At 46.5% G+C, this 22778-nt stretch carries 25 protein-coding genes; 5 read left to right on the top strand and 20 right to left on the bottom strand.

Annotated features, from left to right (window positions below; genetic code table 11):
* Positions 1 to 58 precede the first annotated feature (58 nt).
* A complete protein-coding gene (locus GLW00_RS07270) occupies positions 59 to 1516 on the top strand; it encodes a flavin monoamine oxidase family protein (RefSeq protein WP_160912646.1) in 1458 nt (485 codons plus the stop codon).
* A 94-nt stretch (positions 1517 to 1610) separates the two neighbouring features.
* Here the strand turns inward: GLW00_RS07270 and GLW00_RS07265 are convergent, their stop codons facing one another.
* Together GLW00_RS07265 and GLW00_RS07260 are read right to left on the bottom strand one after the other, a co-directional pair.
* Entirely contained in the window at positions 1611 to 2765 is a 1155-nt protein-coding gene (locus GLW00_RS07265) for a S1C family serine protease (RefSeq protein ID WP_160912645.1), read from the bottom strand.
* 11 nt (positions 2766 to 2776) lie between these two features.
* Complete coding sequence (locus GLW00_RS07260) at positions 2777 to 3928, bottom strand: zinc-ribbon domain-containing protein (RefSeq protein WP_160912643.1); 1152 nt, start codon at positions 3926 to 3928, stop codon at positions 2777 to 2779.
* A 441-nt stretch (positions 3929 to 4369) separates the two neighbouring features.
* Between GLW00_RS07260 and GLW00_RS20960 the strand changes: the two genes are divergently transcribed.
* Together GLW00_RS20960 and GLW00_RS07250 are read left to right on the top strand one after the other, a co-directional pair.
* Entirely contained in the window at positions 4370 to 4864 is a 495-nt protein-coding gene (locus GLW00_RS20960; protein ID WP_160912641.1) for a 3D domain-containing protein, read from the top strand.
* 144 nt (positions 4865 to 5008) lie between these two features.
* Positions 5009 to 5263, top strand: coding sequence for a hypothetical protein (locus GLW00_RS07250; protein WP_160912639.1), 255 nt, complete (start codon positions 5009 to 5011; stop codon positions 5261 to 5263).
* Positions 5264 to 5303: 40 nt separating this feature from the next.
* On the opposite strand, the gene GLW00_RS07245 is transcribed toward GLW00_RS07250, so the two are convergent.
* Positions 5304 to 5540, bottom strand: a complete 237-nt coding sequence (locus tag GLW00_RS07245) for a hypothetical protein (protein ID WP_160912637.1) — start codon at positions 5538 to 5540, stop codon at positions 5304 to 5306.
* A 646-nt stretch (positions 5541 to 6186) separates the two neighbouring features.
* Between GLW00_RS07245 and GLW00_RS07240 the strand changes: the two genes are divergently transcribed.
* Positions 6187 to 7434 (top strand): YeeE/YedE family protein, encoded by a 1248-nt coding sequence (locus GLW00_RS07240; protein WP_160912635.1) that lies wholly within the window; start codon positions 6187 to 6189, stop codon positions 7432 to 7434.
* Positions 7435 to 7760: 326 nt separating this feature from the next.
* On the opposite strand, the gene GLW00_RS20665 is transcribed toward GLW00_RS07240, so the two are convergent.
* The 6 genes from GLW00_RS20665 to GLW00_RS07215 form a co-directional block, all read right to left on the bottom strand.
* On the bottom strand, positions 7761 to 7865 hold the full coding sequence (locus tag GLW00_RS20665; RefSeq protein WP_146813494.1) for a putative holin-like toxin: 105 nt from the start codon (positions 7863 to 7865) through the stop codon (positions 7761 to 7763).
* Between the two features lie 156 nt (positions 7866 to 8021).
* Complete coding sequence (locus GLW00_RS07235; RefSeq protein WP_160912633.1) at positions 8022 to 8417, bottom strand: secondary thiamine-phosphate synthase enzyme YjbQ; 396 nt, start codon at positions 8415 to 8417, stop codon at positions 8022 to 8024.
* 4 nt (positions 8418 to 8421) lie between these two features.
* Positions 8422 to 9390: a diaminopimelate epimerase gene (gene dapF, locus GLW00_RS07230; protein WP_160912632.1), complete on the bottom strand. Its 969-nt coding sequence runs from the start codon at positions 9388 to 9390 to the stop codon at positions 8422 to 8424.
* Positions 9391 to 9465: 75 nt separating this feature from the next.
* On the bottom strand, positions 9466 to 11490 hold the full coding sequence (locus tag GLW00_RS07225) for an iron ABC transporter permease (RefSeq protein WP_160912630.1): 2025 nt from the start codon (positions 11488 to 11490) through the stop codon (positions 9466 to 9468).
* A gap of 14 nt (positions 11491 to 11504) precedes the next feature.
* Positions 11505 to 12515: an ABC transporter substrate-binding protein gene (locus tag GLW00_RS07220; protein ID WP_202412406.1), complete on the bottom strand. Its 1011-nt coding sequence runs from the start codon at positions 12513 to 12515 to the stop codon at positions 11505 to 11507.
* Positions 12516 to 12784: 269 nt separating this feature from the next.
* Entirely contained in the window at positions 12785 to 13594 is an 810-nt protein-coding gene (locus tag GLW00_RS07215) for a helix-turn-helix domain-containing protein (protein ID WP_160912628.1), read from the bottom strand.
* A 390-nt stretch (positions 13595 to 13984) separates the two neighbouring features.
* Here GLW00_RS07215 and GLW00_RS07210 point away from each other — a divergent pair, with 390 nt between their 5' ends.
* Entirely contained in the window at positions 13985 to 14281 is a 297-nt protein-coding gene (locus GLW00_RS07210) for a spore morphogenesis/germination protein YwcE (RefSeq protein ID WP_160912626.1), read from the top strand.
* Between the two features lie 25 nt (positions 14282 to 14306).
* Here the strand turns inward: GLW00_RS07210 and GLW00_RS07205 are convergent, their stop codons facing one another.
* The 11 genes from GLW00_RS07205 to GLW00_RS07155 form a co-directional block, all read right to left on the bottom strand.
* Positions 14307 to 14513 carry a cytochrome C oxidase subunit IV family protein gene (locus GLW00_RS07205; protein ID WP_160912624.1) on the bottom strand — a complete coding sequence of 69 codons (207 nt, stop codon included), beginning with the start codon at positions 14511 to 14513 and terminating at the stop codon, positions 14307 to 14309.
* Between the two features lie 20 nt (positions 14514 to 14533).
* Positions 14534 to 14908, bottom strand: coding sequence for a cytochrome aa3 quinol oxidase subunit IV (gene qoxD / locus GLW00_RS07200; protein WP_146813508.1), 375 nt, complete (start codon positions 14906 to 14908; stop codon positions 14534 to 14536).
* Position 14909: 1 nt separating this feature from the next.
* Positions 14910 to 15515 carry a cytochrome aa3 quinol oxidase subunit III gene (qoxC, locus tag GLW00_RS07195; protein WP_160912622.1) on the bottom strand — a complete coding sequence of 202 codons (606 nt, stop codon included), beginning with the start codon at positions 15513 to 15515 and terminating at the stop codon, positions 14910 to 14912.
* 1 nt (position 15516) lies between these two features.
* Positions 15517 to 17460 (bottom strand): cytochrome aa3 quinol oxidase subunit I, encoded by a 1944-nt coding sequence (qoxB, locus tag GLW00_RS07190; protein ID WP_160912620.1) that lies wholly within the window; start codon positions 17458 to 17460, stop codon positions 15517 to 15519.
* A 24-nt stretch (positions 17461 to 17484) separates the two neighbouring features.
* Entirely contained in the window at positions 17485 to 18432 is a 948-nt protein-coding gene (gene qoxA, locus GLW00_RS07185) for a cytochrome aa3 quinol oxidase subunit II (RefSeq protein ID WP_160912618.1), read from the bottom strand.
* 431 nt (positions 18433 to 18863) lie between these two features.
* Positions 18864 to 19898 carry a zinc-binding dehydrogenase gene (locus GLW00_RS07180; RefSeq protein ID WP_160912616.1) on the bottom strand — a complete coding sequence of 345 codons (1035 nt, stop codon included), beginning with the start codon at positions 19896 to 19898 and terminating at the stop codon, positions 18864 to 18866.
* A 101-nt stretch (positions 19899 to 19999) separates the two neighbouring features.
* Positions 20000 to 20440, bottom strand: coding sequence for a GyrI-like domain-containing protein (locus GLW00_RS07175; protein WP_160912614.1), 441 nt, complete (start codon positions 20438 to 20440; stop codon positions 20000 to 20002).
* 40 nt (positions 20441 to 20480) lie between these two features.
* Positions 20481 to 20903 carry a GNAT family N-acetyltransferase gene (locus tag GLW00_RS07170; RefSeq protein ID WP_160912612.1) on the bottom strand — a complete coding sequence of 141 codons (423 nt, stop codon included), beginning with the start codon at positions 20901 to 20903 and terminating at the stop codon, positions 20481 to 20483.
* 87 nt (positions 20904 to 20990) lie between these two features.
* Positions 20991 to 21494 (bottom strand): DUF4188 domain-containing protein, encoded by a 504-nt coding sequence (locus GLW00_RS07165; RefSeq protein ID WP_160912610.1) that lies wholly within the window; start codon positions 21492 to 21494, stop codon positions 20991 to 20993.
* Positions 21484 to 22044: a GNAT family N-acetyltransferase gene (locus GLW00_RS07160; RefSeq protein ID WP_160912608.1), complete on the bottom strand. Its 561-nt coding sequence runs from the start codon at positions 22042 to 22044 to the stop codon at positions 21484 to 21486. Before GLW00_RS07160 ends, GLW00_RS07165 begins: the two co-directional genes overlap by 11 nt.
* A 199-nt stretch (positions 22045 to 22243) precedes the next feature.
* Complete coding sequence (locus GLW00_RS07155) at positions 22244 to 22660, bottom strand: hypothetical protein (RefSeq protein ID WP_160912606.1); 417 nt, start codon at positions 22658 to 22660, stop codon at positions 22244 to 22246.
* Between the last annotated feature and the right edge of the window lie 118 nt (positions 22661 to 22778).

Below are 22778 nucleotides of genomic sequence, written 5' to 3'. Positions count from 1 at the left end.
TTTTCCCCATACTTTTATTTCCATTTTTTGAATACATAGTAAAAGGGGGGTGGTGTCGATGCATCGTGTATATGAAGAAAGCGTAGAAGAATTTAAATCTTATATTCTCGAGGGTTTACCCATGTACGGACGAAGGAAGCGTATTCTTATTTTAGGTGCGGGTATGGCCGGTCTTGTTGCCGGATCCCTTTTGAAAAAAGCCGGACATGATGTTGTTATTTTAGAAGGAAACGACCGCGTCGGTGGAAGGGTCCATACCATACGCGAACCTTTTTCAAATGGAAACTACATCGATGCCGGCGCCATGAGAATCCCAAAGAATCACCAATACGTCCAAACCTATATCGATCAGTTCGGCCTCTCGACCAACTCCTTCATTAACTCTAAACCCAACGACCTTTTTATGATCAATGGTCAAAGGGTGTTCCGATCGCAATATGAAGAAAACCCTGACCTCTTACAGTTCCATCTCCTCCCGCAAGAACGAGGAAAGACAGCCCGGCAATTGTTTCTGGACGCTGTCCAGCCGTTTCTAGACCTCTATCAGAATAGTTCGGATGAGGAGAAAAAGAAATTGGAAGATCAATTTTCTAATTTTTCCATGGGGGAATATTTGAGAAACAACCCTTACGGCCCCTCGATGTCCAGGAATGCTGTCCGTATGATCAAAGTGGTGCTTGGGATTGAAGGGTTTCCTGAGTTTTCCTTTCTTGATATCTTAATTGACATTACGTTTCCCATTTTCAATGGTCAAACGGAATTCGTTGAAATTCAGGGTGGCAATGACCGGCTTCCCCATGCTTTTCTACCTCAATTGATTGATAATATCTATTTCGAACAAAAAGTGACGAAAATCATTCACAACCATGACCATGTCACTGTCCATACAGAAGACCAGCGCTTTGCCAAACCATCGTGTTGGAAAGGTGACTTATTACTGACGACCATTCCTTTCAGCGCTTTTCAGTTCATCGACGTTCTACCCTTCGGTTGCTTATCTCAGAAGAAGTGGCAGGCAATTCGAGAGGTCATTAATGTCCCTGCCGTTAAGATCGGCATCGAATTCAAGACCCGTTTCTGGGAAAAGTATCCGATCGGAAATCTCATTTCTGACTTACCGATCCGTTTTGCTTACCAACCCAGTCACCACCAGGGCATGTCAGGACCAGGCATTCTACTAGCCAGTTACACGTGGGGACAGAATGCCCTTCTCTTTAACAGTCTCAGCCAGGAAGAAGCGACCAAAGAAGTACTTGAAAATCTCGCTCGTATCTACGGAAACATCGTTTATGAAGAATACATGCAGAGTGTCGTTTACAATTGGAGCCAAAATCCATTCTCCGCCGGATGCTTCACTTTGTTTACCCCGGGACAGAGCCGTGATTTGGAAGAAGTGATGCCGCTGCCGGAAGGTCGGATCCACTTCGCTGGTGAACAAACATCCTCCTACCATGGCTGGATTGAAGGCGCTATCGAATCCGGTATCCGTGCTGCGAAAGAAATGAATGAACAGTGAATGTGTGGGCTGGTCGTGAGGTGCCTGGCACCACATCACATGAAAGATACAAAAAACCCCTCTCCATTATTCAAAACGGAAAGGGGTTTTCATTTTATGAAGCTTCTTTTTGTTCGGCACTCAGCTCTTCGCCGGAGCCGCTCCAAATTTTAACGGATTGGTTCTCTTTTTTGACGGGATACACGACTTTGTATTTCTTCATCTGCACTTCCCCATCCACCGTTTCTTCGGCTGTGAGGAAAGCAGTCACTTCCATGTGGTCACCCTTCGGATCGACAACGAGGTTATCCACTTTCACGCTGAGGGTATTGTTGTAGCCGGAACGGAAGTCTTCAAAAGAAATGTCTTCCTGCCAGCTGGCACTGAGTAAAGAATACGCGGTGACGAAATCCCCTTGATTGATGCTGTCATAAAAATACTGCACCATATAACTCGCCTGCTCGGCATCTGTTCCTGTCACGGGAGAGTATACCTCGCCCGTAAGCTCTGGAAATTCCGGAAGCGATCGCATCGGCGATTCACTCCAGCGCTTCACCATAGGAAGTACATCAGCAACCGGGATGCTGAATCCGATCGTTTCGTCATTCATTTTGGCAGTATTGATCCCGATGACCTCACCGGTTTCCCTGTCAAGAAGGGGGCCGCCGCTGTTTCCTGGCGAAATTGGTGCGGAAATCTGGTATAAGTTTTTGTAATGGAAAGGCTCGATATCGAGCGTCCGCTCAAGGCCGCTGATTTCCCCGCGCGTAACGGTGTTTTGCAGCCCTAGTGGACTACCCAGCGCCAGGACTTCATCAAGAAGTTCCGCTGTATTCTCTTCTCTAATTGGCAGCGGGTCTTTTCCTTTCAAACCTGGTACCCGAACGACAGCAACATCAATATCACGGCTGACGCCGATCACATCACCGGGCATTTTTTTCCCATCCGATGTAATGATATTAACCTTCTCTGTATTTGCAACCACGTGTGCATTCGTTATGATATCTCCCTGCTCATTGTACAAAAACCCTGAACCGACCGAACCATCTTCGAGTTCTAACTGCACGACAAGCTTCTGCGATTCAAAAATGATCTCCTGTGTTTCCTTAGGTACTTCTCCCTCTTCGTCATCTTCAGCGGGTGGTTCATTTAAAACAGCCGAAACTGTGACGTCTTTTTGAACGGTGTCCATCACGTAGAAAACGCCCGCAATCCCGCCACCAAGAATCAAAAGAGTGGCGAGAAGGCTGATGATCCAAGAGCGTTTCATCTTCCATCCCCCTATTCTACGAGCCACTCCATCTCTGTCATTTCAACGGAGTATTCTCCTTCTTCTAATTCATAATGTACTTTTTCAAAAGTCCCCTGATCGCCAGGGTTCATATAGTTCGGGAACACTTTCACAGATTCTGAACGGACGACCTTTCCATCTTTATCGAGGATGTCGTATTTGACGGTAACCGTGCTGATGATCTGTGTGGCTACACTTTTCAGTGATCCCTTCACTTTATAATCACCGAACTCATCTTTCGTTATTGAGAGATCGACAACTTCCAGTGCCTGCGTCTGGTTGCGCAATTCATCCTGGGCTGCCTGCTGCATGGCACTTTCAAGCCTCTGCTGTTCCGCTTGTTCGAAGGCTGACTTCTCCTGTTGGATCCGTTCCTTCAACTGAATCAGCTTTTCATCATTGGACACATATTGCAACCCTTGATCGATGGTGGCAATCGCTTCTGCATAGCGTTTTTCACCGGCTGCTGCTTCCGCTTTTTTCGTCGACTGGTTCACGATTTTTTCAAAAATTTTATCCCGGACTTTGGAGGCTTCTTCCAGGTTAAGGCCGGATAATGTATTCAATTTCCCTGCCAGTTCATCCACGTTCGTCAACTTTGAAAGCTCCTGATTGACTTCCTTTAACGTCAATCTGGAATCCATTTCATTCATTTTGGGCACAAGGGTGACAAGCAGGCGGCTGTCTTCCTGACGCAAAGCCTCTTGGATGGCCGTAAGCTTCTCATTCGCCTTTTTCAAAGAACCTTCTTCAATCCACTGACCGACTGTCTCCAGTTCCTTATCCCAAGTCAATGCTTCCTGAACAGAGCCGAGTTCCTGCTTGAGAGCCTCGATCTCCGGTCGGCGGTCAATCGCTCCGACGAGCAGATTTTCAGCTTTCCGGTATTCGCCGGCGAGAGCTTCCTGCTCGGCCTCTTTTTTCATCGCAACCACTTCGGAATTCACATCTTTTTGATAGTCATAAACAAAATAAAGGGCTACCCCCATTACGACAAGCATGATGATAGGCGTAATGATTGGCAACCACGATCGTTTAGCCGTGCTATTCTGTTCAGGTGTTCCTATTAAGTTCTTTCCACATTGAGAACAAAAACGGGCACCGTCATCCATCTTATGCTGGCAATGAGGACATTCAGTCATGGTCCCGTCCTCCTTTTCTATCACTTTCATAATTCTGGAATCTCAAAGAATCCTTATCTATTATAGCATGCCATCCGATGGATTAGTAAACGACATAGGTCCCTTTTTTTCAAAAAAATTCCCTCATGCAGGATAAGCGCACGGCCCGTTCTTATTTGTCCGCATAAAATGATGTATCTGAAACCCGAGAGGAGGGTCCTCATGTCAAATCGCCCTAATGAAAACAAGCCGAGCAGAAAGCCCTCAAAACCGTGCTGTGGACGCAAACGTAAAGGGACATCACGCTGAAAATAACTGGAGCCGCAGAATAAAAGCGGCTCTTTTTCAAAAAGGTGTCATTTGTCACAGGAATGTAATCTATTTGTAGGTATTTTGTCTTTGTAAGGGCATCCGGCAGTTGTTACAATGGGCTAAGTGAAATATTGAAAGGGGACATGCATAATGAACAAACGTCTACTATCCCTTCTTCTTTTGCCTATGGTCATCTTCGGTCTTACACTTCCGGTAGCTGCCGATGAAGTGGACAAGCCCGCTCAAAATATTGAAACGAAATCCCTCTCTTTAGATAAAAAAACCAAAGATCTCGAACGTTTTCCAGATAAAGAAAAGAAAGCCGTCACAGCATCCACGAAGAAAGATGATGTCAAACGCACCGTTGCTGTGGAAGCAACGGCCTACACGGCCTTTTGTGAAGGATGCAGCGGAGTCACTTACACAGGGATTGACCTTCGTGCCAATCCGGATCAAAAAGTGATCGCCGTCGATCCGAACGTCATCCCTCTAGGATCTAAAGTACGCGTACCCGGCTATGGTGTAGCCGTCGCTGGTGACATTGGTGGAGACATTGAAGGTCACCGCATCGATCTCTTTATGGCACAGGAAAATGACGCCTTCGACTACGGACGCCGTCAAGTCGAAGTGGAAATTCTGAATTAAACTCTTCCTTTAAGGGAGAGTTTTTTTATTTTTGCAGCAGCATTTTGAAACTTGCTCTTACCGAAATACGTATCCCATAAGAACGACACATACACATCGAGACAGTTTTCACGTTCAGATCCTAATGAAAGGGAATGATTCAGATTGAGTATCATCATGTACATCGGCCTATTTATCGCTCAAATTATTGGCGTAACACTCGCCGCCATAATTTTCATCTCTATATTTTCAAAAAGCAGAAAAAAAGGATGGATCATTCTTTCTTTCCTAAGCGCATTACTCGTGTTTCAACTCATTCAAGGGTTCAATATCTCTATAGCGATGGGCACGGGCATGGTCATCATTGACCTCTTTGTCATAGTTGCCGCATTCCTGACCCTTAAACAAAAAAAACTCTAAAAAAAGCGCCGCTTCCTTTTCACAGGAAAGCCGCGCTTTTTTAATCTCTGCTGAACCTTGTTTTCTTTGCACACTTGTCTAAATAAAAACTTTCAACCCCGCTCGTATGAAGTGCGACGCCATCTTCTAAGAACCACCATGTCCCTTTGTCCAGCTGCTTCGTGATGAACTCAGAGGCTTCGCGTTCATTCATTTCTTCGCTCAACTCCAGGTCATGCGTCACAACGCGCTTACTATCCAACAGGAAAATCACGTGCCACTCTTTTTTTGATGCCATGTTAACCACTCCTTTTCCTATATGTAACTTACTATTACTTACCCACCTGCTTTTTAGTTTAATCTTAAAATTAAAACTCATACATCTTTTACAACAGACATAGGTATGGGCGTCTGTGCCTTTCCGTATTTTTATCGGTATCTTTGATGGTTAAGTTCTGCCGCTTGTTATTTATTAGCAGGTTTAGTGAATATATTAGCGACTTTCCTGCATTTATTAGCAGGTTCAGTAAATAGAAGCCATTTTCTCCTTCAATAGCAGCTACAACAACCCTGAAAACAACAAAAAAGCCACGCCGGCAGCGTCGCTTTCGATCTCAGTCTTTATGTAGGGGGAGGTGCGCCAGATGTACGCCAAGAAGTTCTTCGATTTGCTTTCCCACAAACAAAGAAAAACCAGCGAGTGACATATGAGCGAGCGACAGGTATAAGACATCCCTCCAATAAGTGTTTTAGGTCGTCCTGTCTACACATTTATTGTACCACTTGTCCACGTTGAATCATGTTAATTCTACGTAAAGACTGAGCTTTGTTCTCTTTGTACAACCATTGTATGCAACATGATTTACAAATAGACGAGTCTTCGTTACAATATCAAAAGTTCTGTTAATACTAAGTAAACAAATCGGATTTAGGAGGAATAAAACATGCAACAACAGACTGCCCAGCAGACGGTCGAAGAAAACAATCGTTCGACCGTTGTCGCTCCGTTAGATCCGGTACAAAAGCCATTCGTATGGATCGGAGCGATCGTATCGCTGCTTTTATTTATAACGATTATATCTGTCACCACCTTCACGCAGGGCGTGCTGTTCTTGATTGGCCTTGCTTTCGGACTCGTGCTTCTGCATGCACGGTTCGGCTTCACTTCTGCATTCAGACGGCTGATTTCGGTCGGAAATGTGCAGGGGCTTCAAGCACATATGCTCATGCTCGCTGTTGCGACAACCCTATTTGCTATCATCCTTGGTACAGGATTCAGTTTCACAGGTAACGCGCCTCAAGGGTATGTGTTCCCTGTCGGCATCAGCGTTGTCTTCGGTTCCTTTATTTTCGGAATCGGCATGCAGCTCGGGTCCGGCTGTGCATCCGGAACGCTTTACACTGTCGGTGGAGGTAAATCTTCCATGATCCTCACGCTGCTCGGTTTCATCGGAGGGTCCGTACTTGGTGCTTACCACATCGGATTCTGGCGTGAAACGCCTACACTTCCAGCTATTTCATTAGCGGAGTCCACCGGCTTCGGTTATTTCGGCGGCTGGATTCTGCAGCTGGCGATTTTCTTAGGCATCTATGGCATTACGGTTAAAGTGGCTCGGAAAAAGAATCCGCCGAAAATGGCGCCGCTTAAAACGACGACCGGTTTGAAAAAACTTTGGCGTGGCGCCTGGCCGCTGCTTCTTGCTGCTGTGATCCTAGGCGTATTGAATGCCATCACCCTTGCGGTACGCGGCAATCCTTGGGGAATCACTTCCGCCTTTGCACTTTGGGGCTCGAAGTTCATCCAGATGTTCGGTGTCGATGTTGCGGGCTGGACGTATTGGTCCAATGATCCGGCACCACTCAATCAAACCGTCCTTGCCGACTCCACAAGTGTCATGAACTTCGGCATCATCCTTGGCGCGTTCATCGCGGCAAGCTTTCAAGGCAACTTCAAGCCAGGAAAAATCAAACCCGGCATCGGGGCTGCGTCCATCATTGGTGGTGTTCTGATGGGATACGGCGCACGCCTTGCCTTCGGATGTAACATCGGCGCGTATTTCGGCGGCATCGCCTCCTTCAGTCTTCATGGCTGGGTATGGATGATCATGGCGCTCGCCGGCACCTACCTTGCTCTGTTCCTGCGTCCGATTTTCGGCATGAAAAACCCAAACCCAAAAGATTCCATTTGTTAAAAGAAAACCCTCCAGCTTCCCGGCTGGAGGGTTTTTGGATAGGTTGATATATAGAATATTCAGCCGATATTTACCTGCTTTTCATTGATATATTGGTGATTTAACCGATATATTTTAAATTCAACCGATATAATCGAAATTTAATTGATACCTGTCCAAACCACCCACCTGTTTCTTTTTCAAAAAATGTGGTATGATAAGAGCAGATATAGGATACACATAAGAAAAGGACCACAGCTGGCACTGTGGTCCTCCCGGATCAGCGCTTCAGCCAAAGGGCGCAGCCTTAAAATAGACTCACCCGCATTCACGTCAGAATAGGGAGTCTATTTTTTTATGCGTAAAATCGCGACAACTAAGCCGAGAACGGAAACGATGAACGAACTGAACGCGATCATCACCATCAACGATTCATACATACTCAGAGGCATCACCCCCTTTGCGGTGGGGTTAGCCGACACCCTATTCAATTGGCATAAAGCGTGATCCACTTTAAATTATACCATGTCCTTCCATGGAAAAAGACAGGCTTTTTGGACTATCCCATTAAAAAGGGAAGGCACCGACGACGGGCCTTCCCTTCTCTCTTATAACAACTTCGCTACAAACTTCCGGCTTCTCGGTCCGTCAAACTCACAAAAGTAAAGCCCCTGCCAGGTTCCAAGCACAAGCCTGCCATCTTCCACAAGCAGTGTCTGAGCATGTCCGACCGTGCTCGTTTTCATATGAGCAGCCGTGTTTCCTTCAGCATGGCGGTCTTCCGGGTGATCCCATGGATACACTTCACGGAAGCGGTTCAGCATATCTGTTTTCACATCAGGATCGGCATTTTCATTTACTGTAAGACCTGCCGTCGTGTGCATCGATTGTACAACGACAACACCGTCCTTGACGCCTTCCTCACGGATCCAGTCCTGGACCTGGCTGGTCACATCAATCATTTGATCATGGTGATCGGTTTTAACATGAAACGTCTTCAACATATCATCAACCTCCGATTTCTGAAGCGGCAAACGCTTCTAGTTTTTCATAGGTCGCATTTTCTTCTTCAAAAAATTGCTTTTCGGAAACTTCAAAGGTGTGGGCTTCCAAATCGACGTCGACCTCTGCTTGATAGACATTGGTTCCATTCCCGCGCAGCTGGATAGAGAAACGTCCCTCTTCTTTTTCCACGACACAGTTAACGAGCCCGCCTTTGTTGATGACCACGATCGGTGTATCCAAATCATTCGGTCCTAGAATCGTCGATACTAACGAAGAGGCACTCATCGCGGTGCCGCAGGCATTCGTCAAGCCTACGCCGCGCTCGAACGTCCGGACGAAGATTTTGTTTTTCTCTAACACCTGAACATAGCTCACGTTCACACCATTCGGAAAAACTTCCGGCAAAGCATTCGCTTTTTTCCCGACCGACAGCAGCTCCTCCTGATCGACGGAATCAACTATAGTCACAATGTGCGGGTTCGGCACGCTCAAGGCTGTGAACGTGCGCGTCTCGGACAATCCTGGAATTTTCACATCGACGGCTTCTTTTCCGTCAAAAATCATCGGCAGGGACTCGACCTCGAAACTAACCGGCTCAATCATGACAGAGAACGTTTCGATCTCCGGGAAGATTTCCTCCACTTGTGAAACGGGAAGGACGGCTTTTTCTGTTTCGATCGCGATTTCCTTGTTCCCCAGTTTCTCAATCATATGTCGCGCGACACAACGCAGCCCGTTGCCGCACATTTCGGCTTCCGTGCCGTCGGAGTTGAACATCCGCATCCGACCTTCTGCTTTTTCACTCGGCATCACAAAAAGAATGCCATCCGAACCGATCCCTTTAGCTCGGTCACACAATAGTAGTGAAAGCTCCTCACGCTCGGTTTCTGAAAAACGAAAGTCTTTTTCAATCTCATCGATCAGGATGAAATCGTTCCCTGATCCGTGGCATTTGATGTATGGAATCTTCATAGTGTAACTCTCCCCTGGCGTTCATTTTTTCATTATCATAGCATACATACGCGTAAAAAAAGAAGCGTGTGACCGTTAAGTCGCACGCTTTTTCATCAACCATAAAAAGTAAGGCGCACCAATTAAGGCGACGAGAATCCCTGATGGAATTTCGTTAGGCGCAAGGAGTGTCCGACTGAACAAATCCGCAACGACCAGCAGCGCTCCGCCGATCAGCATCGTAACAGGCAGCAGCTTCTGATTAACGCTCCCCACAAGCAGCCGTGCAAGGTGCGGGGCGATCAGGCCGACGAATCCGATAGAACCGACCGCAGCGACACTACAGGCGGCAAGGAGTGTGGCGATCAACGCCATTTGAAAGCGGACGTTCACGACACGGAGTCCGAGCCCTTTGGCCGTATCGTCACCGAGCGACAGTACATCGAGCGTTTTAATATAAAAAGCAAGCAGTGGGATGAACAACAAGACCGGCCAGATCAAGTATTGCAGCAGTTCACTCCACCCTTTGGCATACGTTGTTCCAGAAAGCCACGTTAACGCGGAGGCTACGCTGATATCCGCCTGGACCACCATGATTTGAATGAGCGCCGAACCGAAGGCAGACATCCCGATTCCGAGTAACGCCAGTACCGTCGGTTGGAACTCCGCTTTAGCCCCGAGAGCCATGACAATGATGAAGAAGACCAACGCGCCGGCCATCGCACCGACGGGAATCCACACAGCCGATACACTGAACCAGTACATCGTCATCAACGCGCCCACACCAGCACCGGAAGTGATCCCGATAACAGAAGGGTCCGCCAGCGGATTTCGTAATACTCCCTGAAAAATGAGACCACTGACTGCGAGAACCGCTCCACTGAACAAAGCGACAAGCGCACGCGGCAGTCTCAAGTCTATGATCAAGTTTTGTAAGAAAGTATTCGCTTCCCCGAAGAACGCATTGTAGGTGACCAACGGCTCAAATCCGTAGTTCCCTGAAGCAAGGCTGACGAGCAGCGTAATCATGATAAGCGCCAGTAAAGCGGGCAGCAGTTTTTTCATCGAAAGGGTTGCGGAATTCTTCCCGGCCATGATCGCCCCGCTATCCTGACTGCCTGTCTGTTTCATGCGCATGACAAGCCAGATGAGCCATGGTGAACCGACAAGCGCTGTAATGGCTCCGACGGGCAGTTCATTGAAGGACGGATCAATGACTCTAGCGAGAACGTCCGCTAAAAGCAGTACGTTTCCTCCCCATAAAAACGATCCTAAGATGAGCGGCAGGTGGGCACGGTAACCGATCAGTTTGATCAAGTGCGGCGCGACAAGTCCGACGAAGCCGATTGGACCGACAATACTGACGGTCACACTCGTCAAAAGCACAGCGGCGATGATCGTCACGACTTTAACACTGCGCACATTCTGCCCGAGCGCCGTCGCGACATCGTCCCCGAGGGTAAGCGTGTCAAGTTTGCTGGAATAGCTCAGAGACACAATCACTCCCACGATGATCACCGGAAGTGAAAACGTGACGCCGCCCCAGTCGTTTTGGATCAGTGTTCCTGATCCCCACAAAAACAGCCCCTGTGTTTCATTTTCATAAAAAATCTGCAGGACCGAAGTGAGCGCTGAGAACAGGAACGTCACGATCATCCCGGCAAGCACCATCCGGACAGGTGTTGCATCCGAACCCCCTGAGAGAACGTAGACAAATAGGAACGTCAGAATACCGCCGAGAAAAGCAGTCATGATTCCATTCCCGACCATAGCGGTTGGCAGGAAAATCGTTGTTACAACGACAGCAAAATATGTTCCTGAATGAATGCCAAGCGTACTTGCAGACGACAACGGGTTTTTCGTAACGGTCTGTAGAATCACACCAGATACAGCCAGCGCCCCACCGGCAATGATCCCCATTACGGCCCGCGGCAGCCTGAGTGTTCGAACCGTATGGTGCTGGAGCGTATCCTGAGGATTGACGATTGATTCAACCACAACCCTCAATGGTATTTCCACATTCCCTTGATTGATATGTATAAATGTTAAAAGACACAACAACGCGGTCCCACCTCCAAAGGTGAGAACCGCAATCATTGTGTTCTTAAGTGTAGAATTCATAACATCCACTCACTTTATTTTTCTTCAAGTGCTGCGTTCACCACTTGTTCAGCTAAGACTTCTGCGGATAGTGGTCCACCGAATGTCCAGGCATCCCCTGGCATTTGATACGTACGATCTTCTTTTACGAACGCAAGGTTTTCCCATACCGGATTACCTGAAAGCTGTTCTTCGAAAATGTTGTCTTCTTCCTGAACGATGTAGAAGAAGTTGGAGTCCTGATAGTTTTGCAGCGCTTCGACAGTTGTTTCGGTGTAGCCGTATACTTCAAGCTTTTCAGACTCATAATCGTTCTTCATACCCATGCTGTTCATGATCTGTGCGACCATGGAGTTGTCTGTGAACAAACGAAGCGTCGGCGTGTCCTGCATCGTGAACGCTTGAGTGATCACATAGTTCATGCCATCTTTCCCTGCCTCTTCAAGGCGGGCCTGCTGCTCTTTGAATGTCTTCTCCATATCAGAAAGGACTTGTTTAGCTTTGTCCTTTTTATCGACGATTTTTGCCATCGTATTGAACTCTTCTTTCATATTCTTGAACTGATCCTGAGCCGCTTCTTCAGAGTATGGGGCGAACATCACTGTTGGTGCGATGCTTTCCAAATCCTCTTTGATCGCATTGTGGCGGAAATCAACACCAATGATTAAATCAGGATTCAAACGGGAGATTGCTTCCAGGTTCGGCTCCTGACGTGTCCCTACGTCTTCCACATCTTCGCTGAATGGAATACCGACATTAACCCAGTCTCCATACTGATCAAGACCAGCGACACCAACCGGCTCCATGCCAAGCGCCTGAAGGTTTTCCGCATAGGTCCACTCTAGAACAACGACTTTCTTCGGTGTTCCTTCAATCGTCTGCTCTCCGTTCGCGTCTTCAATCGTAACCGAACGCGTTTCCTCTTCTGTTGTTTCTTCTTCCTGATCTTCTGTTCCTTCGCTACCTGATCCTTCCTCAGAACCGCCTCCGCAGGCAGCAAGAAGGACTAGCCCAAGCATGAGGGCAAACAACCAAAACTTCTTCATAATCGACATCCTTTCACACGTTTCTATTATGTAGAATCCTTGATCAATCGCTTCATCTTTATACCCTTTTATAAAATTTCAACGAATGATAAAGATTCTCATTATCATCACAATCATTATCCTACCCTAGACACAAATTTCTGTCAATGAAAACTTTTCTCAATTACAACCAGGGCTGATGTTTAGGCCACTATTTTCTTACTAAGTAGCCATGGCGTTGAGTCAGAGCATTACTTTCACTCATTTGTTTGAGGTCGCTATCCACTACATTACGAATCCATTTCTTCCAACCAGTCATAAAAAATCAATCCTCTTCCCGCTTCAAAACCTTCCTTCCTCACAAGCTGTTTAAACACTTCCATTAGTCCTCCATAGAAATAGCGCAGCAATTCAGTACGTACCATCCCTTTTTTATAAGCAAAAACCGCCTGCCTGAACGTCTCATTGATCTTATCCATATAGTGCTCGACCGGGTGCTGCAGCTTCCATTGTTTAAACGAACTTTGAGCCGTCCTCCATGCTGGTAAAACCTGCTCCACGCCTACAAATGGCAAAGAGGTATCAATAAAAGAAGCTGGAATGAAAGAAGGCAGAAACGAAGCATCAAACGGTACTACTTTACTAATAGAAGATTTTCTCTGTTTTTTCTCTGTTTCAGGTGTGGATTTAGCTGCTTGAGGGTTGTCCTGTCGAGGGGTTTCCGTTTTTTGTGGGGTGTCATGAGGGGTGTCATCCGAGGGTAAAAAAAGATTCGGCTGCGGGAGGAACACGAGCAGGTTGCCACCCTGCCGTCCGTTCGGTTTTTTCGTTACGACTTTTTCAATCAGTTTCTCGGACACGAGGCACCTTAAAGAACGAACCACGGTGCTCTCACTCAAACCCGTCCCTTTTACGATCGTGACTCTTTTCGGAAAAGCAACACCGGGAAACTTGACGGCATGACGCCAGATGAACGTCAGTACCTTGATTGTCCCCTCTGACAAAGCTGCTTTTCTTTTATATAAAAAACTGCGCACATGCAGGTCGAGCTCTTTTTTATCTTTGAACCGCTGATGGTCCTTTAAGCTGTTCCAATCCATATTTCTTCCACTCCTATTTTACAGTCTCAAACTATAATCGATAGAAGTGACAGTTTGGTGTCTAAAAAAATGAACGTTTTCATAAAATTTAGAGTTCAGACACTTTGGATGGGCTTTAGGTCACTATCAAGCTGCGTTAAGTCACTTTACCTTAGCGTTAGGTCACTTTCCCGCAACGTTAAGTCACTTTAACTGTCTGTTCGGTCACTTTCACACAGAACGACCCATCCGAAACCTCCAAAAAACCTGTTTAAACAGGCCCCAAAACGGTAATTCTAAAATTGTCGGCCCAATTTATGAACATTTTGTGTCCAAAGTGCGAATTTTTTGTTACAATAATATCAAAGAAAACGTTTACATTAAGGAAACATCAATAAGGAGATGATTTTCATGGGTGCGATCGTAATGTTCTTGATTTTGGCGACAGTGGCTCCATTTCTATTCTTACAAGCGAAAAAGATGGCTTTCGCCGTCGCGCAATCGATTCTGCTCATCGGCATGTGGCTGTATTTCTTCCAGGTGACGATGTATTCAGATCCAGGAGTATTCTCCATCACATGGTCGATGTTCTACCTCGGTTTAATCGGCGCGCACGTCGCCTGGGTGATGTTCATCGTGTCTACGGTGAAATCCGGCCCTGGTTACAAAGAAAGTTTATCCAAAGAAAAAGAAACGCTCCTTTCCTGATTCCAGGAAAGAAGCGTTTCTTTTTTTAATCTCTCGGCTGCAGTTTGTACAGTTGGATCATCGCCTGTACGAAACTGAAGCCAGTCAGAATATATAAGATAAATTTAGGGTCATAGGAGGAATAAAGCGCTCCACCCAATGAAAAAGCCGTCAGCAGTATGCAAAGAACGAATCCAACTAAATCTTTCCACGGCCATCCGGCCTCCATCGGCATGTTTTGTTTTTGTTCCATCCTAATAACCCCCGTTTGTTTTAATGACCGCTATGGTCTTCTGAATGCTGTTCTTCGTGCTGTTGGTTCTCGCCCATATCTCCGTGGTCTCCATGGTCATGCCCGAAGGACATAACGAACAGGGAGCCTGCGACAAGGATACCAGCAAGTGCGAAGCCGTGGAACATCATGTTCCATGGCACATGTCCATTTCCGCTTGATGCTTCTGTGACGTGCATGAACATGAACAATTGAACGCCCGCCTGCAAAAGAGCCAGAATCATAATACCGATAATAACCCATGTGACAGGCAGATCAGATTGAATCGCTGCCCAGGCGGCCACCAGCGTCATGACGAGTGACAAGATGAATCCAATGACGTGATTCATCGGTACGCGTTTTTTAGAATCGGCCATATTAAATCACCATCCCAATCAGATAGACACTCGTGAAGATGAAGATCCAAATGACATCAAGGAAGTGCCAATATAAACTGATGATAAAGAATTTACGGCTTGTGACGTTCGTCAGTCCACGCTGCTTGATTTGGATCAAGAGCAGAATCGCCCAGCCGATACCAAGCGTAACGTGCAGCCCGTGTGTTCCGGCAAGGATAAAGAATGCTGACCAGAAAGCACTGGACTGGATCGTTGCTCCTTCATGCGTATAGTGAACGAATTCGTAAATCTCAAAGCCAAGGAATCCAAGACCAAGAGCTAACGTAATGACCATCCAGAGGATCAGTCCCTTGACCGATCCCCTTCTCATTTCATGAATCGCAAGTCCACATGTGAAACTACTCGTCAATAGCAGGAAGGTCATGACAAGAACGATGCCCGGTTCGAACAATTCACTTGGCAGCGGGGCATCGGCCGTACGACCGAACAGCACCGCATACGTTGCGAAAAGAGTAGCGAAGAGGACGACTTCGGCTCCAAGGAAAATCCAGAAGCCCATGATGCCCATTTGACCTTCTTGGGTGCGATATTCTAAAGGACCTGTTTTCAGTTCTTCCGCAGCCATATCATAACCCCCTCGCTTTTTTCTCTGTGCGTTTGATTTCTTCAACCGGTACATAGTATCCGTCGTCGTAATCGAAGGAACGGCGGATCATCATGAATACGGCACCGATCAATCCGAAGACCGCGACATACATCCATTCGAAGACGAGACCGAAACTGGCAAGTCCAAGCAGTGCCATCATGATGAACGGCTGTGCTGTGTAACTTGGCATGTGGATCGGCTTCACTTTGTCTTCCTCAAACGTCGTCTTGCCTTCTTCTTTCATACGGATATATGGATCGATTTCGTCCACATATGGAACCGTTGCAAAGTTGTAGTAAGGTACTGGTGTCGTTGTCGCCCATTCAAGCGTACGACCGTTTCCATTCCAGGAGTCGCCAGTTGTTTCTCGCTCACTGTAACGGTAGCTGTAGTAGACGTTGTAAACGAACACGATGAAACCAAGTCCCATTCCAAAGGCACCGACAGTTGAGATGACGTTCAATGGAAGCCACTCGGCGACGTTCGTGATGAACAAACGACGCGGCATGCCGTCAAGTCCCAGGAAGTACTGCGGGAAGAAACACACATGGAAGCCAAAGAAGAACAACCAGAATGCCCATTTACCCAAACGCTCGTTCATCTTGTGACCGAACATTTTCGGATACCAGAACACAAGACCTGCGAAGCAGGCGAAGACAGTACCTGCGATCAGCACATAGTGGAAGTGCGCGATCAGGAAGTACGAGTTGTGGAACTGATAGTCCGCTGCCGCCATACCGAGCATGACACCTGTGACACCACCAAGAATGAAACTTGGGATGAAGGCCAGGGACCAAAGCATCGGTACAGTGAACTCGATTTTCGATTTATATAAGGTCGCAAGCCAGTTGAAGATCTTCACTCCGGTCGGTACGGCGATCAACATCGTCGATATTGAGAAGACGGAGTTGACGAATGCGCCGGCACCCATCGTGAAGAAGTGGTGGACCCATACTAAGAAACTAAGCAATGCGATGACGATCATGGACCAGACCATCACATTGTAGCCAAACAGTCGTTTTTTCGCGAATGTGGCGATGACTTCGGAGAAAATACCGAAGGCCGGAAGAATAACGATGTACACTTCCGGGTGTCCCCACATCCAGAACAGGTTCGCCCACATCATCGGCAGGCCTTCCCCTGTCAAAGTAAAGAATTGTGCACCGAAAATACGGTCAATCGTAAGTAGTGCAAGAGCTACTGTCAAAATCGGGAACGCGAACACGATGATGAAACAGGTCACCAACGTCGACCATGTGAAGATCGGCATATGGAAAAGCTTCATGCCAGGAGCACGCATTTTCAAAATCGTCACCATCAGGTTGATCCCTGTTGCAAGGGTACCAATTCCTGATAGCTGCAGTCCCATCAGATAGAAGTTTTGACCAGGTCCCGGGCTCATCGCTGCACCGGATAGCGGCGTGTAACTTGTCCACCCGGCATCCGGAGATCCTCCGATGACGAAGGAAATGTTGAAAAGCGCCATTCCGAAGAAGAAGGACCAGAAACTTAGGGCGTTCAAATATGGAAACGCGAAGTCACGCGCTCCGATCTGTAATGGAACGATGATGTTCATGAGTCCAATCAAGAACGGCATCGCCATGAAAATGATCATGATCGTTCCGTGCGTTGTGAAAATTTCGTTATAGTGCTGGGAGTTCAAGAATCCCAAATCAGGAAATGCCAGCTGCACCCTCATCATCATGGCGTCGACGCCACCACGGAATAACATGAGAAGGGCACTTAAAATATACATGACACCGATTTTCTTATGGTCAACGGTCGTCAACCATTCGCTCCAAAGCCATTTCCATTTTTTGAAATACGTCAGAATGAAAAGGAGGGCAATCCCTACTAGAGCCATCGATACCATGGCACCATAGATGATCGGTTCACCGGTGACTAGAATATCTGTAATGTGCATGTCTTCACCTGCTTTCTTTACGTTCTATTGGAAGCTCTCTTGTTTTTCAATTTCATATAAATGAAGCTTCTCTTTGAATTGTTCACGGTACTTATCGACGACGTACCCCATATCCTCTCTCGTATGGTGCTTCACATAATCCAGATGTGTGTTGGAATAGGATTGTACGTCGGTCATGCCAGGTGCCAGCAGCTCATCATAACGTTCTGCTGTCAGCTCTGGTGCTTCGTTTTTGATTTCCTCTGCCCATGTATTGAATTCTTCTTCGCTCTCGGCATAAACCTTGAACGTTTGAGCAGCAAAACCTTCCCCATTGAAGTTGGAGTTACGTCCATCGTAGACCCCTTCTTCATCGGCCTCTAGATACAATGTCGTCATCATACCGGCCATGTTGTACTTTTGACCGCCGAGTGCCGGAATCCATAGTGCTGACATCGAATCTGCGGATGACAGTCTGAATTCGATCGGACGATCGGTCGGGATGTGTAAGTAGTTCACGGTTTCAATATCCTGCTCCGGATAACTGAAGAACCATTTCCAATCCGCGGTTGTCGCATAAACAACGAGCGGCTCTTTCACCTCTTCACCAGCTTCGGGCTCGGGAGGCTTTTCCAAATCGAACAGCGTCGTAACCGTCGGTATGGATAATAGGACAACAATAATAATAGGAATAATCGTCCAGATGACCTCGATCGTCGTATTTCCATGGAGATTCGGGTCATAGTCACTTTCTTTACGTCCCGGTCGGTTCTCTCGGTACTTGATGAGCATGTAGGCAAATAGAGCAAACACAACAACAATGATTCCAAGCATGAACCAAAGGGAGTATACAATCAGGTCATATTGACTTTGAGCGACCGGCCCTTTGGGATCGAGCACAGTCATTTCCAACTGCCCGCACCCGCTTAAGAAAAGAATCAAGCCGAGCGGCAGCAAACCTAACCATCTATTGCGGAGATGTTTAGCTTTCATGAATCTTAACCCTCCTATCAATCTGTTAAATTATAAGTATAAAACTCGGAAACTAGGAGCTGTTATACGTATCAGGGCTTGACTGATTATATCAGATTTTGCGGAATTTGAAGTACAAGTTCACAACTTTGTCATACATCGTTCACGAACTTTTAATAAATCCGCCACATGATAGACGCTTTCAAGGAAATTACTAACAATTTTATTAAAAATAAGGATGTGTGTTCAGGAAGGGGTTGGTATTTTATAACGTCGAATAAACAAGAACAACCGGGGATGGTGCGCTCTCCCATCTCCGTTCCCTTCCAGCAGGTGAAACAAAACCTTTTCCATACATTTGCGGCTTATATTAAATTCAACTTTTCAGAAAAAATAAAGAACCTGTTTCACTATAAAAGTGAAACAGGTTCTCAGATTTGATGAAACACCTTTTATGGAAGAAGGACGATTTTTCCTTTTTTACCCGATTCCTTGAAATACTGCTGCGCTTCCTTCGCTTCTTCTAAAGGGAAGGTACGATCGATCACAGGCTGGATTTTCTGTTCAGCGATCGCTTTTAACATCCGTTGGAATTCTTCACGTGTACCTAAAACAGAGCCATACATCGTGATGTGTTTCAAATAAAGGGTGCGGAAATCGAGTTCTGTTTTTTGACCACCGGAAGAACCGGATGTACAGAATTTCCCGCCTTTTTTAAGTACAGTCAAAGCCGTAGAGAACAAGGCATCTCCGACGACGTCAAGCACCGTATCAATCGGACCGCCGTTGGCCTCTAAAATTTCATCCGCCAGGTTCTCGGATTTATAAGACAGGACATGGGTCGCTCCAAGTTCCCTCATTCTCTCTTCCATGCTCAAATCTCCGACGAGGGCGATGACATCCGCTCCGAAGACTTTGGATGCGATTTGAATGTTAAGCGAGCCTACCCCGCCGTTGGCTCCTGTGACCATCACCGTTTCGCCCGGTTTCGGCTGCACTTGTTCAACCATATGCCATGCAGTCATTCCACTGACAGAGAATACACAGCTATCCGTATAGTCTTCAAGAGGCATATCAAAGCAGAGCTCTGCCGGCCACACCACATACTCGGCATATCCCCCATCATATTCTGAACCGATGAAGGACATGTCTTCCGAGATGTGTTCTTGTCCATCCGGTCCGCTGGACGTGAAAGGAAACAGAACGACGTCTTTGCCCATCATTGTCTCATCGACCTGGTCACCGACCTGGACCACTTTTCCGGTAATATCAGACCCCGGGGTACGCGGGAATTGAACGCCTTCCGGACGCCAGCCTGACTTGCCGCCTTGTCCATAAGCCCCTTCCCTCATCCAGATTTCTGTATTGTTAATGGCACAGGCTTTCACCTGCACGAGCACTTCGTTTTCTTTCGGTTCCGGAGTAGGGATATCCACCAGCTTTAACTGATCGACATCGCCATATCCAGTCACTTGTACGGCTTTCATCTCAAGGCACCTCTTTCCGATTCGCTTTTCTCAACTAATATGCGACATTCATCATAAGGTTATGCAATGTTTTCATCAAGTAATTCGCTCACAGGATCTATTCAAGAACCGATCACTGGCAGAAAAACCTCGACCTCTTCCCCGTTTTCCATGGGGTGATAAGTTTCTACAATATAGGAAAGCCAATCACGCGTGAGATTTTGTTCAGCTCTGCACTGGCCCACTTCCTCATAGAGGAGATCTACGTGATCGATGGACCCTTTTGCCGAGACATAGGTGCCGGAAACCTCTAAATACTCCATCCCTTTGGGAACATGGCTTGGCTTATCTCTTACCAGGATGCCTACGTAATAGTGACCTTCGAGATGATCGTCCCCCCATTTTGGCTCAAAGAGAGCGATTTCGATATTGGTATGATGTTCGATTTCCCTTGTCCGATGCAGCAGCTGCCTCGCAAATTCAGGAACTTCGGTTGCAAAATTTTCAAAAGCACCGTGACCCTTAATGCCGACAATGCGAAAGGTGTGAGTGATGGTTTGCATGGTGAAACTCTCCGTTCTGAAGGAACCGCCTTAACAAGACCTAGAGCTCCTTCATTAAATAGTAATGCTTAAAATCTCTTCCCACGTGTTCCAATACCCCAAACTCGCGATATCCATGCTTTTTGTAAAAATCCAGGGCTTGAAAACTAAGGGTGTCCACCTTGATAAAATCGCACGCTTTTTCAGTGGCCGTTCGTTCTGCTTCCATTAATAATTTTGAACCATACCCTGACCCACGAAGCTCTTCATCCACCATGAGGGTATGGATCTCGAGCCAGTTCCAGCAGATTTCAGCGAGAAGACCTCCCCGAACCGCGCCCTCATCATCTTCTACATAGAGCTGGATTTCTTCGTACCGCCCTCTTAAATCTTCAGGAAAGTGCTTTAAATTATATTCGTACAATTGGTGGTTGAGTTTGTTTTTGCTGTCGTGGCTATGTTTTTTGCTTATTTTCACTTTCATCTTTCCCCATTCCTCGAATCAATTTTAGTCGAGTTTCTTCCATTAACAGTCTTCCTGCCCATGGACCAGGATGGAAACTCTTGCGCTTTATTTAAGGGAAGCCACATCCCGCTCTTCCTGTTTTTTGCTTAACCTTTGTTTCGCTGAAGCTGTACTTGGTAGGACAGGGGTATGCTGATAAGCTTTGGCAAGCCCGAACAAAGGCATGTTTCCGTAAATGACTTCATGATCCCCATCCTTCACTTTATACGTTTCGTGGTAGATCCCGACAGCCGGATTGTTCCTCACTTTTCGGTTGAAGTTTTTCCACGCCTTCAAATGTTTCGGTGCTCTGGCATAAGCATAAAGTTCTTCTTCCGAGCGCCAGTACTGAATCATTAACGTCGTACGAAAGTTGAAGAAATTTTCCAACGAGAAGAATCCACGATCCTTTTGAGTGTAGAGCTCCTGAACCATTGCGGGCATCGCAAGGAAAACGGGGAGCCATTTATGGATGGCCAGCCACTTGTTCACCCTCATCCCAATTAAAAAGACGATCACTTCATCATCAGCTTCCGCTGTATAACGTCCCGAAAATACTTTACCGGCCATAGTTCTCCTCCTTTTTTATAAAACGTGCCATCAATAGTGTAGAATAATAGCGGCCATCGGAAAGCCGCTTATCTTTTTTCAGCTCACCTTCCACTTCAAAACCAAATCGCTTGTACATATCCATCGCTTTCTCGTTTATTTCAAGCACACGTAAGTTTATTTTCAAGATTCCATTTCTTTCAGCCCAGCGAATCGAATGCTGCAAGAGTTCTTTTCCGACACGATGTCCCCAGTAATCTTTTAGCACTCCTACACCAAAATCTACTTGATGGGAGAGCCTCTTCAAATCACTGCCCGCACATCGGCTGAAACCAATGATGGCCCCTTCCGATTCTGCGACCAGGAACAAACGGTTCGCCCCTGCTCTATCCTTATTGATGAGCTCTTTTACATCAGCCTCACTTAAATAATCCTCTCCCTGTTCCCGGTCAAGGTATTCCGTTTCACCGTCAATCTGAAATCTAACTCTAGAAAGTTCCTTCGAATCTTCCTCTCGAGCGACTCTAACTGCATACGACAGATCTCGAACCATATATGTACAGCTTTCCATCTTTTCCACACACCCTGTTAACGTCATATAATTCTAAATATTCCCTACATTATACCATGAATGATAAATCTCAAGCGGATTAATGAAAGGAAAAAAAAGTAAGACCTGGTCACCCAATTCTTGGGTGACCAGGTCTTACTTTTTCTTCCTATTTATGTGACCCATCCGAAGTCCAGGACAGTGGATCGCCATTTTCTATTCAATAACTATTCACACGATTAGAAGGTTTCACCTTTACACGAATTTTTGTAGCAGCCAAATATAAAGTAAATACCATGATTATTCCAGAGTACAACACGCCGGCTCCTTGCAGCTGAGCAAAAGAGTGGTTGAAATATCCAGCTCCTGTATGATGCTTGAAAATGGCAATGTTGGCTATAAAGATTGCGGAGAAGATGACGCCTAACAGAAAATTACCTTTTCTCTCGTTAAACATCACAGAAGCGACAAGGAACAAGACCGTCGATAAGGCAAACATCACATGGGTGGTCAAAGCTTCTGCCGCTGTATAGGACACGGGAATATCCGAAGTGATCAACCATTGATATAAGATAGCGACTCCTGCAATCAAGAAACCTAAGACTAACAAAATACTAGTAGACAAACTTCGTATCATAAAAAAACTCCCTCTTACCAAGAAATCATTACCAATTATATCAAAAGAGGTGAACCACTTCAGTAATATTCCCAATAAAAGTAAGACCTGGTCACCCATAAAATGGGTGACCAGGTCT

The sequence above is a fragment of the Halobacillus litoralis genome, assembly GCF_009856445.1.
Lineage (GTDB): Bacteria > Bacillota > Bacilli > Bacillales > Halobacillaceae > Halobacillus > Halobacillus litoralis.
Note: the sequence above shows the minus strand (reverse complement) of the source record. Positions and strands in the feature narration are given on the sequence as shown.

Coding starts and splice junctions, on each gene's coding strand:
- GLW00_RS20665 (WP_146813494.1), bottom strand. CDS start 7,865: ATGCCTCTGAGTATGTATGAATCGTTGATGGTGATGATCGCGTTCAGT.
- GLW00_RS07220 (WP_202412406.1), bottom strand. CDS start 12,515: ATGAAGAAGTTTTGGTTGTTTGCCCTCATGCTTGGGCTAGTCCTTCTT.
- GLW00_RS07270 (WP_160912646.1), top strand. CDS start 59: ATGCATCGTGTATATGAAGAAAGCGTAGAAGAATTTAAATCTTATATT.
- GLW00_RS07235 (WP_160912633.1), bottom strand. CDS start 8,417: ATGTTGAAGACGTTTCATGTTAAAACCGATCACCATGATCAAATGATT.
- GLW00_RS07180 (WP_160912616.1), bottom strand. CDS start 19,898: ATGAAAGCCGTACAAGTGACTGGATATGGCGATGTCGATCAGTTAAAG.
- GLW00_RS07170 (WP_160912612.1), bottom strand. CDS start 20,903: ATGAAAGTGAAAATAAGCAAAAAACATAGCCACGACAGCAAAAACAAA.
- GLW00_RS07215 (WP_160912628.1), bottom strand. CDS start 13,594: ATGGATTGGAACAGCTTAAAGGACCATCAGCGGTTCAAAGATAAAAAA.
- qoxC (WP_160912622.1), bottom strand. CDS start 15,515: ATGGCTGCGGAAGAACTGAAAACAGGTCCTTTAGAATATCGCACCCAA.
- GLW00_RS07225 (WP_160912630.1), bottom strand. CDS start 11,490: ATGAATTCTACACTTAAGAACACAATGATTGCGGTTCTCACCTTTGGA.
- dapF (WP_160912632.1), bottom strand. CDS start 9,390: ATGAAGATTCCATACATCAAATGCCACGGATCAGGGAACGATTTCATC.
- GLW00_RS07265 (WP_160912645.1), bottom strand. CDS start 2,765: ATGAAACGCTCTTGGATCATCAGCCTTCTCGCCACTCTTTTGATTCTT.
- qoxD (WP_146813508.1), bottom strand. CDS start 14,908: ATGGCCGATTCTAAAAAACGCGTACCGATGAATCACGTCATTGGATTC.
- GLW00_RS07160 (WP_160912608.1), bottom strand. CDS start 22,044: ATGGAAAGCTGTACATATATGGTTCGAGATCTGTCGTATGCAGTTAGA.
- GLW00_RS07240 (WP_160912635.1), top strand. CDS start 6,187: ATGCAACAACAGACTGCCCAGCAGACGGTCGAAGAAAACAATCGTTCG.
- GLW00_RS07210 (WP_160912626.1), top strand. CDS start 13,985: ATGGGTGCGATCGTAATGTTCTTGATTTTGGCGACAGTGGCTCCATTT.
- GLW00_RS07205 (WP_160912624.1), bottom strand. CDS start 14,513: ATGGAACAAAAACAAAACATGCCGATGGAGGCCGGATGGCCGTGGAAA.
- GLW00_RS07175 (WP_160912614.1), bottom strand. CDS start 20,440: ATGCAAACCATCACTCACACCTTTCGCATTGTCGGCATTAAGGGTCAC.
- GLW00_RS07245 (WP_160912637.1), bottom strand. CDS start 5,540: ATGGCATCAAAAAAAGAGTGGCACGTGATTTTCCTGTTGGATAGTAAG.
- GLW00_RS20960 (WP_160912641.1), top strand. CDS start 4,370: ATGAACAAACGTCTACTATCCCTTCTTCTTTTGCCTATGGTCATCTTC.
- GLW00_RS07165 (WP_160912610.1), bottom strand. CDS start 21,494: ATGGCCGGTAAAGTATTTTCGGGACGTTATACAGCGGAAGCTGATGAT.
- GLW00_RS07155 (WP_160912606.1), bottom strand. CDS start 22,660: ATGATACGAAGTTTGTCTACTAGTATTTTGTTAGTCTTAGGTTTCTTG.
- qoxB (WP_160912620.1), bottom strand. CDS start 17,460: ATGCACATTACAGATATTCTAGTCACCGGTGAACCGATCATCTATGGT.
- GLW00_RS07260 (WP_160912643.1), bottom strand. CDS start 3,928: ATGACTGAATGTCCTCATTGCCAGCATAAGATGGATGACGGTGCCCGT.
- qoxA (WP_160912618.1), bottom strand. CDS start 18,432: ATGAAAGCTAAACATCTCCGCAATAGATGGTTAGGTTTGCTGCCGCTC.